At 53.5% G+C, this 12309-nt stretch carries 11 protein-coding genes; 8 read left to right on the forward strand and 3 right to left on the reverse strand.

The annotated features are described in order from the left end of the window. Positions 1-97: 97 nt before the first annotated feature. Both ACAW75_RS02650 and ACAW75_RS02655 read left to right on the forward strand, forming a co-directional pair. A complete protein-coding gene (locus tag ACAW75_RS02650) occupies positions 98-1360 on the forward strand; it encodes an N-acetylmuramoyl-L-alanine amidase (RefSeq protein WP_370727120.1) in 1263 nt (420 codons plus the stop codon). A 118-nt stretch (positions 1361-1478) separates the two neighbouring features. After that, entirely contained in the window at positions 1479-4010 is a 2532-nt protein-coding gene (locus tag ACAW75_RS02655; RefSeq protein ID WP_370727121.1) for a PIG-L family deacetylase, read from the forward strand. Positions 4011-4093: 83 nt separating this feature from the next. Here ACAW75_RS02655 and ACAW75_RS02660 read toward each other — a convergent pair whose 3' ends face one another. Next, positions 4094-4807, reverse strand: coding sequence for a DUF2461 domain-containing protein (locus ACAW75_RS02660; RefSeq protein ID WP_370727122.1), 714 nt, complete (start codon positions 4805-4807; stop codon positions 4094-4096). Positions 4808-4952: 145 nt separating this feature from the next. On the opposite strand from ACAW75_RS02660, the gene ACAW75_RS02665 reads away from it, so the two are divergent. Then, a complete protein-coding gene (locus ACAW75_RS02665) occupies positions 4953-5162 on the forward strand; it encodes a hypothetical protein (RefSeq protein WP_370727123.1) in 210 nt (69 codons plus the stop codon). 521 nt (positions 5163-5683) lie between these two features. Here the strand turns inward: ACAW75_RS02665 and recR are convergent. Beyond that, positions 5684-6301 carry a recombination mediator RecR gene (gene recR, locus ACAW75_RS02670; RefSeq protein ID WP_370727124.1) on the reverse strand — a complete coding sequence of 206 codons (618 nt, stop codon included), beginning with the start codon at positions 6299-6301 and terminating at the stop codon, positions 5684-5686. A 103-nt stretch (positions 6302-6404) separates the two neighbouring features. Then, positions 6405-6683, reverse strand: coding sequence for an ATP-dependent Clp protease adaptor ClpS (locus tag ACAW75_RS02675; RefSeq protein ID WP_370727125.1), 279 nt, complete (start codon positions 6681-6683; stop codon positions 6405-6407). 105 nt (positions 6684-6788) lie between these two features. Here ACAW75_RS02675 and ACAW75_RS02680 point away from each other — a divergent pair, with 105 nt between their 5' ends. From ACAW75_RS02680 to ACAW75_RS02700, 5 genes are all read left to right on the forward strand, one after another. Continuing rightward, entirely contained in the window at positions 6789-8291 is a 1503-nt protein-coding gene (locus ACAW75_RS02680; RefSeq protein ID WP_370727126.1) for a sodium:solute symporter, read from the forward strand. Between the two features lie 73 nt (positions 8292-8364). Further along, on the forward strand, positions 8365-9171 hold the full coding sequence (locus tag ACAW75_RS02685) for a hypothetical protein (protein ID WP_370727127.1): 807 nt from the start codon (positions 8365-8367) through the stop codon (positions 9169-9171). Between the two features lie 22 nt (positions 9172-9193). Then, on the forward strand, positions 9194-10498 hold the full coding sequence (locus ACAW75_RS02690) for a glycerophosphodiester phosphodiesterase (protein WP_370727128.1): 1305 nt from the start codon (positions 9194-9196) through the stop codon (positions 10496-10498). Then, positions 10485-11273: a hypothetical protein gene (locus ACAW75_RS02695; protein ID WP_370727129.1), complete on the forward strand. Its 789-nt coding sequence runs from the start codon at positions 10485-10487 to the stop codon at positions 11271-11273. Before ACAW75_RS02690 ends, ACAW75_RS02695 begins: the two co-directional genes overlap by 14 nt. Positions 11274-11434: 161 nt before the next feature. Next, a complete protein-coding gene (locus tag ACAW75_RS02700; protein WP_370727130.1) occupies positions 11435-12277 on the forward strand; it encodes a metallophosphoesterase family protein in 843 nt (280 codons plus the stop codon). Positions 12278-12309: the final 32 nt, after the last annotated feature.

The raw sequence follows: 12309 nt of genomic DNA on the forward strand, positions 1-12309 counted from the left end.
GGTTATTTAGTTTATTTTTGATATAAATCATGCGTTTTTGATGCCTTCGAGTGCCCCATTTCGTGTAAAATCCACGCTAGCAGCCTGACTATCACCGATGAAGCCTCGTTTCTTCCTTCTTTTGCTGCTACTGACCGCCTCGGCGATGGCACAGACCCGGCGCCAGGCTGATGGCCGGGAGCTGGTGGTTCACTCGAATAAGGCGTACCGGCTCACTGTCGATCAGCCCTATACAAGTGCGTTGATCGCTTACCCGACCGGCGAAACCCTACAGGGAACGTACCTGGTTGTGGCGGGCGATACACTGCCCCTACAGGCTGACCCCCATGCCGGGGCTGGAAAGCCAATGTCGGCACTTGTTGTGTTCCGGCAGCCGGTGACGCAGTTGACCTTACAGACAGGTACGTTAGCGGGGGCAGTCTTGCTTCAGTTGTTCTATGCTCCACCGCTGCCGGCCGGGTACGTTCAGGCGCAGGTGTCCGCTTTGGCGCGCCAGGGTAGCGAGTGCGTAAAGCCGGCTGTTATCCCCGCATCGGTATGGCGTGCGGGCCTGACGCCCCCCAAGGAATTGCCGGTTCAGACAAAGGTGCAGTTCATCGTTGTCCATCATTCAGTTACCAGCAATACGGCAACCGACCAGGTAGAAGAGGTGCGTAATATTTACTTGCTGCACACCCTTTCCAACGGCTGGAATGATATTGGCTACAACTTCCTGATCGGGCGCGATGGGGTCATTTACGAAGGCCGGGATGGACAGGGAATGATGGATGGCGATAATGTGCTGGGGGCTCATTTCTGCGCTCAGAACTCAGGAACGATGGGTATTTGCCTGCTGGGCAATTTCAACGAGGCGCAACCTGGCTCATCCGCTATCGCATCGCTTGCCAAACTGATTGGCTGGAAATTAAAAAAAGAAGGCCTGCAGCCGATTGGTATGGCCTTTCATCCAGGGTCGGCCAAACAACTGGATGTTATTTCCGGGCACCGCGATGGGGTCTGCACGACAGAATGCCCCGGCAATAATCTGTACGCTGCCTTGCCTGCCATCCGGCAGGAAGTTGGCCAGGTGTGCTCCTTTGAACCAACGCCATTGGCTACGGGATCGTCAGACGTTGACTGGGTGGTTTACCCTAATCCATCGCGGGCCATGTTCCAGGTGCGGTACCGGAGCAACGACCCCTTTCAGGTACGTTTCGACCTGTTCGATCTGCTCGGTAACCACTGGCCTGTACGGACGACCTATCTGGGAGCCGATACGTGGCAGGTTGCCTCGGAATCACTGCCGACGGGCCTTTTTTTTCTGCGGTATACAGATGGGCCAGCATCGGCCGTAAAGCAGATATGGCATAGTCGGGAGTGAAAAAATGAGGCAAAACTGGTTAAACAGGCGGGTAGTGAACGCCTGCCCTGGCAAACGGGTTGACGGTGTATCGAACAAACTGCTTAATTTGTTCTGAAACCCCATTGTCATTCATCCTGTGAGATCGATCTATCTACTGCTATTAACGGCTATAACCAGCTGGATTTCCCTTGTTTCCTATGCGCAGGTGCCGTTTGGAAAGCCCCGAACAGCCACTCCCGGTGATATTCAACTCGGCATTCGTCGGCTAAATGTGCTGGGCAGTGTGCTCTACATTGCGGCGCACCCCGACGATGAAAACACGCTGATGTTAACGTACCTGCACAATGAGCGCAATTTGCGTACGGCCTACCTGTCATTGACCAGAGGCGATGGCGGGCAGAATTTGATCGGGGCTGAGCAGGGCGAATATATCGGGGTTATCCGGACGCAGGAGCTATTGGCCGCCCGCCGGATCGATGGGCCGGAGCAACTGTTTAGCCGGGCCTACGATTTTGGCTTTTCCAAATCCACCGATGAAGCGGTGAAGGTCTGGGGGCGCGATCAGGTATTGAGCGATATTGTCTACCTGATCCGCAAGTTCCAGCCCGATGTGATCATAACCCGTTTTCCCCCCGACAGTCGGGCGGGGCATGGGCACCACTCCGCATCGGGTTTTCTGGCCGAAGAAGCCTTTAAACTGTCGAATGATCCGACAGTGTATCCAGAGCAACTGAAGCTGGTGAAGCCCTGGCAGGCTCGGCGGCTGTTCTGGAATGCGTTTATTCCCGGTCAGTTCGCCAGTAATAACCGCCCCAGCGAGGCCGGTACGATCATCGGCGTCGAGACCGGGCTGTATAATCCACTGCTGGGAAAATCGTATGGTGAACTGGCTGCCGAAAGCCGTAGCCAGCACAAGAGCCAGGGATTTGGGGTGGCGGCCAACCGGGGTAACAAAATTGATTATCTGCTGCTGAAAGAAGGCGATAAGCCCCAGAGCGACCTCATGGAGGGCATTGATATGACTTGGAACCGGGTTCCTAACAGCGAGCGCATCCAGGAGCAGGTGTATAAATTGACCAGTCAGTTCAACGCGGCCCAGCCTGCCGCCAGCGTTCCCGCATTGGTGGCGCTTCACCGCGAAATCAGTCAGCTCGACATGAGTCAGGTGTTTGTCCGTACCAAACTGGCCGAGGTAGAAACGTTGATTCAGCAATGCCTGGGGTTAGTGTTTGAAGCGCTCCCGGCCGACTATGCCGCTACGCCAGGGGGGCAGGTTGACCTCCGGCTGAATGCAATCAACCGCGTCAACTCGCCGGTGAAGCTGACAAAAATTCGGTTGCCCCAGCTCAATCGGGACACTACCCTGAGCCTTGTGATGAAGCCTAACGAACAACTCGTTATTCCCCTATCGGCCAAACTCCCAGCCAGTCTGCATTATTCCCAACCCTACTGGCTGGAGAAGCCGCAGCAGAAAGGCCTGTTCACGGTCACGGACCAACAGCTGATCGGCTTACCCGAAAATCCACCCCAACTGACGGCTGAGTTCACGGTCGACATCGATGGCCTGTCATTCACCTACACAAAGCCCTGGCTATACAAATACACGGATCCCGTTGCCGGCGAATTGTACCGATCGTTTGACGTGCGGCCCGATGTAACTGTTAACCTGACCGAGCGCGTCTACGCCTTCGCCGACAACGTACCCAAGACGGTCGATGTCGTTGTTAAAGCGAATCGCGCCGGGGTAAAAGGGTCCGTTAGCCTCGACCTGCCAACGGGTTGGCGGGCTACACCATCGGCCGAATCGTTTAGCCTGAACGACAAGTTACAGGAGCAGCGCGTCACGTTTACGTTATCTCCGGGTAACAGTAATGCCGCTACTGGTAAACTAAAAGCCGTTGCCACGGTAAACGGAAGCCGATTCACCAATAGCATCCGCACCGTCGACTATCCGCACATTCCACCACAGACACTCTTCCCGGTCGCTGAGGCTACGGTTGAACGGCTAAATGTGATCGTGAAGGCCAAACAGGTTGGCTACATTGCCGGTGCGGGCGACGAAGTGCCTGCCGCCCTGCGCCAGATGGGCTGCACCGTCTCACTCCTCGACGAAGCTGAATTAGGGAAAGATCTCTCCCGTTTCGACGCCATCGTGGTTGGTATCCGTGCCTACAACACGGAAGAATACCTGAAAAGCACACAGGAGAAACTGATGGACTACGTTAAAAAAGGTGGGACAATGGTGGTGCAGTACGTAACGCCGGGGAACGCCGTTTTACAGTCGGGCATGAAGGTGAATCAGATTGGCCCGTTCCCCTTCGCGGTTGGTCGTGACCGGGTGACCGAAGAAGATGCGGCCATCACGCTGCTGAATCCAAGTCAGTTTTTGCTGAATAAGCCCAATAAGATTACCGAAGAGGATTTTAAAGGCTGGGTGCAGGAGCGGGGGCTTTACTTCGCCCAGGACTATGGCCAAGCCTACGAATCGCTGTTCTCGATGAACGATGCCGGCGAAGCCCCCAAGCTCGGCAGCCTGATCTACACGGCTTATGGCAAAGGCCATTTCATCTACACAGGCCTGGCCTTTTTCCGTCAACTGCCCAATGGGGTTCCCGGAGCCTATCGCTTATTTGCTAATCTGATCTCGGCCAGCGCAACGAATAAATAAAGACGAATCAATAAAACGGGGCGGGTACGTTGCTTAAATCGTTGGCAACGTACCCGCCCCGTTTTGGGTAAAGGCGAACTGGTCTATAGCCGAATATCCTGGGTTTCCTGGGCGAAGAACAGTTCGTTCAGGAAATCACAGTACGGTTTCACCAGTCTACAGCCGAGAAGTACGTCATCGGCGAAGTTGGCTTTCAGTACCTCTTTATCGGTATACCGGTGCATGAAGAATAATTGCTTACGCTTCAGCAAGTCAATATCAGGGTGATCTGCCGAGTAGCCTTTGGGGGCTGTTTTGGTGCATTCTCCCCAAATCTCTGGAAAGTACGCCCTGAAAGCGTCGGCTTCAATGATGTCTTTCAGTGAAGCAGGACTATAGTCAATCTCCTGGCGGAAGGCCGCCAGTTGCGCGGGAGTTGCCTGCCACATACCTGCCCCTAAAAACGACTCGTTACCGGGCTGAATATGCAGGTAGTAATCAATCTGGCCCGAATGCCGCCCGCCCGGACCAAGCGCCACGGCAAAATTTGGTTTATAAGGAGCTTTGTCTTTTGAGAAGCGTATGTCGCGGTTGATTCGGAATATGCAGTCTTTCGGGCTGGTATTCGGCAGCGGATGGAACGTATTGGCCCCTTCGATCAGGCAGGCAGTGAATGCTTCCAGTTCTGACTTAGCGGCATCGTACCGCGGCCGATTGGCATGAAACCAGTCGCGATGGTTGTTTTGAACAAGGTCTGTCAGAAAAGCGAACGTTGGCGCCGTGATAACAGCGTTGCGCGTGTTGGATTTGGTTGCCATAGAGGATCAAATATACGGATTTGCCATCTGCCCTCCGTCAAATTCGTGTCGGAAAGACACGCACGGGTTGACAGACCGCTGTCTCAGATACTGCAAACACTCTATCGAATTACTTGGTTGAATAGCTTAATAAACAACTAACGTTATGGCAACGAAAAACGAAAAAGCGCTGGAGCAAGTCGAAGAAGAATACAAAGACGTGCCAGCCGGTGATAAAGCTGACAATGGTGCCGGGCATGGCAGCGCCGGAGCGGGCAGAAACTCAACATCACACAAGAGCAGCAAGCATAGCAAAGGTAGCAACAGTGCCGGCAGTTCAACCGGCGGCACTAAAGGTGGGCACGGAAATTCGTAACCCCGCCTAGTCCCAAACAGACGTAGCCCGTAGAGCCTGATAGTCAAAAACGAATCAGGCTCTACGGGCTACGTCTGTTTGGGGTCTGCGCCAGCATGGGGCCAACTGCAGATCGTCGAGAAACAGGGTATTCGTCAGCCCGTTGCTCATAGCGCCGCAGAGGTTTAGCCCGGTGACTGTACGTTCCAACTCATCGGCCGCCGCTTCGGGAGGTGAGCAAACCCGGCGAACTGGTCAGGATTGGCCGCGATCTTCAAGTCGGCTGGTCAGTTCGGGCAGCCTGACATGCTCTTCAAAGGCAACAGTACGCATCGTTTCTACAGACGTTAGCGTTAGCTCGTCGTTTGCCCGTTCCCTCACCCGGCAATCAGCTGAGTTTCTAGGCAGCATTGACAAACTAATTACGTCTACAGAAAAAGCAGCATAAAAAGAATGTCAGCGGGCTGATTCAAACCAATAATCCCAGCCCGAAACGCGCAGGCTGGGATTATCCAGGTACGTTGTGTATCACCTATCGCTGTCTATTCGTAGGCAATCCGGCTCAGAATGCTCCGGCCAAGCGTGACTTCGTCAGCATACTCGAGGTCGCCACCGATGGGAATACCCCGGGCAATGGTCGAGATCTTCAACTGGAAGGGCCGCAGTTTCTTTTGCAGGTAGAACGCCGTGGTGTCGCCTTCCATAGTCGGGCTAAGGGCCAGGATAATCTCTTTGACCGGTTCATCGTCGTCGCCCTGCTGAGTAAGCCGTTGAATCAGCGAGTCGATGTGCAGGTCGCTGGGGCCAACGCCTTCAACGGGCGAAATAATGCCGCCCAGCACATGATAAAGGCCCTTATACTGCGCCGTGTTCTCTACAGCCAGCACGTCGCGTGTATCTTCAACTACGCAAATGGTTGAGCCATCGCGGCGGGGATTGGCACAGATACTACAGAGCGTATCGTCGGATAGGTTATGGCATTTTTTGCAGTACTGCACATTCAGCCGCATCGTTGTCAGGGCGGTAGCCAGGGACTGGGTTTGTTCTTCGTCGCGTTTCAGCAGGTGAAGCACAAGCCGCAGGGCTGTTTTTTTGCCAATGCCCGGCAACTTGGCCACCTCTGTTACTGCATCTTCAATAAGCTTTGAGGGAAACTCCATGTGGTGAAGAAAAGAGCGAAAGGGTGCAGCATCGAACGGGTGACTTCGTGAGGCATCAGCTGGTGAGCAAAGTCAATCGTTCGAGTTTACATCCTTTCGCTCATTAGTGTAAGACTTCTGCTGAAATGCCCCGTCGGCAAATTTCATTCCGCAGGGGGACCAATTCCTCAAAACCGCCATTTTTGACGGTACATTTGCCTTTGTAGTGAATCAGCAGCGTACACTGTTCGGCCTGTTCGGGCGAGTGGTCACAAACTTCGATCAGTGTATCGATGACGTACTCGAACGTGTTGACTTCATCGTTGAAGACCACCAGGTTGTACACCTCAGTTTCTACGACTTCGTCCAATACGGTCACTTCGGGTTCAAAAAACGGCATCATAACTAAAAAGCTTAATAGTTGATTCTTGTGCAAATTTACGGAAATTTGGCCGGTTATTACCCGTTAAAATAACCCCATCAGCCTGCTAAAAGTTGCCTGTTTCGGATGAATTCAACCATCGCTCTCGTCATTCTCGTCGCTTATTTTGCCATGCTCATCACGGTGTCCTATTTCACCTCCCGTGGGGCCGACACCAACACATTTTTCACGGCCAACCGGCAGTCGCCCTGGTACCTGGTGGCCTTTGCCATGATCGGTACATCCCTGTCTGGCGTTACGTTCATATCTGTCCCAGGGGCCGTAGGCGGTGTTTTTAAAGGTTTTGACGGGAATAAGGGGTTTTTCTATTTTCAGGTGGTACTAGGCTACATCATCGGGTATTATGTGATCGCCACGGTACTTATGCCCATGTATTACCGGCTTAACCTGATCTCGATTTACGGGTACCTCGAAAAGCGGTTTGGCTTCTGGTCGTACAAGACTGGCGCAGGCTTTTTCCTGCTGGCCCGTACGGTAGGTTCTGCGGTGCGGTTGTATGTCGCCGCGGGTGTTTTGCAGCTCGCTATTTTCAACGATCTGGGTATTCCGTTCTCGGTGTCGGTAGCCATTACCATTCTCCTGATCTGGTTATACACGTTTAAGGGCGGGGTAAAAACGATCATCATCACCGATACGCTCCAGACCACGTTTCTGGTGACGGCCGTCGTACTCACGATTATTCTGATTGCCAATGAGCTGAATATGAGCTTTAGCCAGGTAACGGCGGCGATCAAAAGCAGCCCGTATGCACAAGTATTTTACTTCGATAACATCAACGATCCCCGCCATTTCCTGAAGCAGTTCATCTCGGGAATCTTTATCGCCATCGTGATGACCGGCCTCGACCAGGACCTGATGCAGAAGAACCTGACCTGCAAAAACATTGGGGAAGCGCAGAAGAATATGTTCTGGTTCACGATCACACTCACGATCGTGAACTTCATGTTTCTATGCCTGGGTGCCTTACTCTACATCTACGCGAACACGGAAGGTATCGCCATTCCGGCCAAGACCGACGATCTCTATCCGATGCTGGCGCTGAATCACTTCGGACCGGTGGTTGGCATCACTTTTCTGCTGGGCATCACCGCTGCTACCTATGCGTCGTCTGATTCAGCCCTGACAGCGTTAACGACTTCCTTCTGCATTGATTTTATGAACGTTGAGCGGAAGCCGGAAGTGGAGCGGGCCCGGATCAAACACTGGGTACACATCGGCTTTTCGGTGCTTTTCTGGATGGTGATCGTCATCTTTAATCGGCTCAACAGCGGAGACGTCATCACGGCGGTGTTCGATCTGGCCGGCTATACCTATGGCCCGCTGCTGGGGCTGTATTCATTTGGCCTGTTTAGCCATCGGCCCGTTCGCGACCGGTTTGTGCCCCTGGTCTGCGTGCTATCACCCCTGGTCACCTATTACGTCAATGCGCACTCGGCGGCCTGGTTCAACGGGTATACGTTCAGTTTTGAGCGGTTATTACTGAACGGCCTGTTCACGTATATTGGTTTGTGGGTGCTATCGATCAATGCCCCTGTTACCAGCCAGCGGGTAGAGGCTGCTGTGCAGTAGATTCGTCTAACTTTTAGGAGAAGGATGGAGTTATCCCTTTATTTAAGCTATAAAGTGTACTCCATTCTCTACCATGCTGCGTTTTTTGACACTTCTGCTACTCCTGACCGGGCTTAGCCTGACTGCTGTAATGGGGCAGGACCAAAAGCCCCGCAGAACCCGCAAATCAAGGCCGGTAAACCCTTATCGGCGGACCTACCAGAAAGGGGAGTTTGTTGCGCCGGTAGACTCCACATCTCCGCGCGTGCCGTATGTCCATTTCCCATATCCGCTGGCTAAAGGCACCAGTCGGGCAACACTGGGCGTAACGTTCACCACCTCGCCCCGAGACATAACGGAAGAAATTCAGCTCAGCATTCCGGCGGGCGATTTGGTCGTGTTGCATGGGCTAACAGACAAACTGGCCCTTACCGGACGGTTTACGTTTCAGTTTTTGCAGAATAATGCTTCCGTTGGGCTGCGCTATAGTCGCCCGGTGAAAGGTCGATTCTATGCTTCGGCCGGCGCCGACGTGGGCGCCTGGTTCGGCTCATTGCAACTGGCGCAGTTCAACAACCGGGGCTTTGGCGTGCAGGGAACGCCCAATCTAGCCATTGGCTTTCGGTCCTCGCGCAACTTACTCGTCACCTTGCGGGGTGAAGTCGACCTGGGTTTGTATTACCGGTCGAGGGTAGGCCAGACGGTTAGCGATCGCGGGCAGGTGCTGCTCAATGGGTATGGGGGAACGGTAACACTGGAGCAGGCATTTTTTGGACGCAGGCACGTAGCCCTGGGCTTCCGGGCGTTATATACCAACTTCAACTGGCAGTTCTGGTCGCTGTATGACACGTTTGATCGGAACATTTTTTATCCAGAAGCATTTATTGGCTTCTTCTTATGAATCCAGACGCAACAACAGGCTCATGAAAACGCTTTTTCTCCGCTATTTTTTTTACAGCCTGTTGCTTCTGTCAGCAGGCTACTGGGCTGGATGTCGGCCTGGGCTGAACGATGCTGTATTGATTCCTGAACTGCAGCGTGGAGAGCTGGCCACAGAAGGAGCCAAGTTGCTGTTTAGCCAGACTAGAAAAGCCTGCGAAGGTGTGTATCAGGTCTCGGAGGGAGCCGCCGTCTTTGGTGATGAAGTGGCTGCTAAATGGAGTTATCTGGCCAAAGGGCCGGGGGATACAACCTATTACATGTCGTTGTTTTGTGAGCCTCAAGCCGCTTTTTTCGTGCTGGAAGGTCGGCAGCTGGGCGATTCACTGGTTTTTGAAGGCTTCTGGCGACGGCTGGTCAATTCAGAAACAGGTACCGCCCGGTTTGTGGTGCTGAAAGCGAGCGGCGCCAGTGTGCTGCTTGCCCCCGGTTGCTGCACGTCGATCAAAAAAGGCGACGTGATCTTTAAAGGTATCTATGGGGATGGGACCGCAAAACGTACTCAGTCATTCGTTCTGACGTATAACCGCCCGTTGAATGCAAAGCCGTTTCAGATACTGGCACACCGGGGTGGCGGCCGGACCTCCGATTTATTGCCTGCCTCTGAAAACAGCGTCGAGATTATTCGGCTGGCCGAGCGGCTGGGTGCCACGGGGGTTGAAATAGACATTCGACAAACGAAAGATGGTGTGCCGATCATTTATCATGACAACCAGCTGAACCTGCGGCTGACTCAGAAAACCGGCCTGATCGGTGCCGTTGAAAACTATACCTACGATCAGTTGAGTACGTTTGTCCGGCTGCGTAACGGCGAGAAAATCCCGATGCTCACCCAGGTGCTCGAGGCTGTATTGAACGAAACGGCCCTGGAAACTGTCTGGCTCGACTCAAAGGATGTGCGGGATATGGATCTGGTCAGAAACATCCAGCAAACGTATCAGCAACGTGCCGCCCAGCTAGGGCGGCGGCTAACGATTTACATTGGCCTACCCGCCGACGAACGGGTTGCCCAGTTTGAACAATTGCCCGACCATTTGCAACTGCAATCGATCTGTGAGCTCGACACCAGTATTACCCGGCGTATTAACGCTAAGGTGTGGGCGCCGCGCTGGACGCTGGGCGAACAAATTCCGTCGACGTTGGCAATGCAGCAACAGGGACGGAAGGTATTTGTCTGGACGCTGGACGTACCTGAATTTATTCAGCAATTTGTGGATAACGACACATTCGATGGAATCCTGTCTAATTACGCGCCCATTGTCGCCTACTACCATTATGTACAACAATAACCGCATAGGCTATCTGAAATGGCTTTTACTTGTTGGCTGTTGGCTGGGCAGCGTGGTGGCCACGAATGCGCAGCAGCCTGTTCAACCCCGGCCGGAAAGTATAAAAAAAACGGAATCCCGGACAGGCCGATCCCGCCGCCCACGACGGCCTCGTCCTGTTCCCACGCCATACAAACCTGCCTACACCCGAAAAGGAACGCAGCGCAAATTGAGCCCTGATCAACTCTGGGATATAAAACCTGATTCGACGCGCCCGAACCGGGGGGCGTTCAGGTTACTGGTCTACGGAAGTCTGGGAGCGTCGTACTATTCGGCACCGCTCCGAACGCCGGGTACGTTGCAGGATGAACAGAAAAACCGATGGAGTATTCCGCTCTCACTACGGGTTATGTGGCAGACCGATCATCGCCTTCGATTAGGCGTTGAAACCGGTTATGTGAGTATGTACAACTATTCGGGTACTGCCAATGACAAGCCAGCGCAGGTACGGGTGTCGGCCATCCCGATCCTGGCCGTTTTTTCTATGTCGGTCGTTAAACGATTTGCCCTGTATGCGGGGACTGGCCCTTACCTGATCAATTCGCATTTGAACTACGATGGAGTTACCCGTGGCAGCACCTTCAGCATCGGTTGGATGGCAGCGGGTACGTATACGCAACCAATTACCAAAAACCTGGGCATTGCCGCCGAATTGAAATGGTATGACGCTTCGCAGACCGACGACGCCTGTTTTATTGCGCAGGCAACGTTGGTCTGGCGGGCGTTGACCTGGTAAAAACATAGCTTGACGTTTCAGGTCTCAGGTTTCAGGTGTCAAGGGCGCTGCGGATCACCCATAGGTTCGATCCGCAGCGCCCTTGACACCTGAGACCTGAGACCTGAAACCTAAAACCTGAGACCTGAAACCTGAACACCAACCTGAACCCTGAACCTATAATGGACGCACCCCTCCTGGCTTTTCTCGCTGATACCCAGGCGCCTATGTGGATCGAAGCCCTGTTTCTGAAACAGCGAAACAACGTAAAAGCCACACAGGCCATTTTTCGTGAAATCTTACATCGGTGTCCCGAAACGTTGTATTGGCTGGGCGACGTGGTGGTGCTGGGCTACAAGAATGCCGCCTGGCCGATGGTCGATACTTTTCTGGCCAATTGTGAAGAAGCTGGCATTGAGGTGAAGGCCATCATGGGCAATCACGATGTGATGGGGCGACCCAAGAAGGGGCAACGTAATTTTCAGAAACGATTCCCCGACCACGTACCCACGGGCTATGCTCATGTAACGGATGGCGTAGGCGTGATTTTGCTGAACTCAAACTTCAGCACGCTGACGCCCCAGCAACAGGCGGAGCAACAGACGTTTTACGAGAACACATTACGGGACTACGATGCCGATCCGGCCATTCAAACGGTGATCGTCACGACACACTATGCCCCTTTCTCAAACAGTCGGCTGGTGGGGTCGAGTAAACCTGTTCAGCAACGGTTTGTTCCGCCGTATCAGGCCTCGAAAAAGGCCAAACTATTTATTACCGGTCATGCGCATGCTTTCGAGAAATTCGAGGTGGGCGGAAAAATATTCCTGGTGATCGGTGGGGGCGGTGGGTTGCGCCAGCCACTGCATCAGAACCCCGGTAAGTACGAAGACCGGGCCGTCGACTATAAGCCTATGTTTCATTACCTGACGGTCTGGCGCGACGAGGACAAGCTACATGTCTGTTCGCACCGACTTACCGATGATCAAAAAGGCTTTACGGATGGCTACGGGTTTGTGGTGTAAGCGTTACTCGCTGGCAAAAGCCAGGTACGTTC

It is taken from the genome of Fibrella arboris (assembly GCF_041321095.1).
Taxonomy (GTDB): Bacteria; Bacteroidota; Bacteroidia; order Cytophagales; family Spirosomataceae; genus Fibrella; species Fibrella arboris.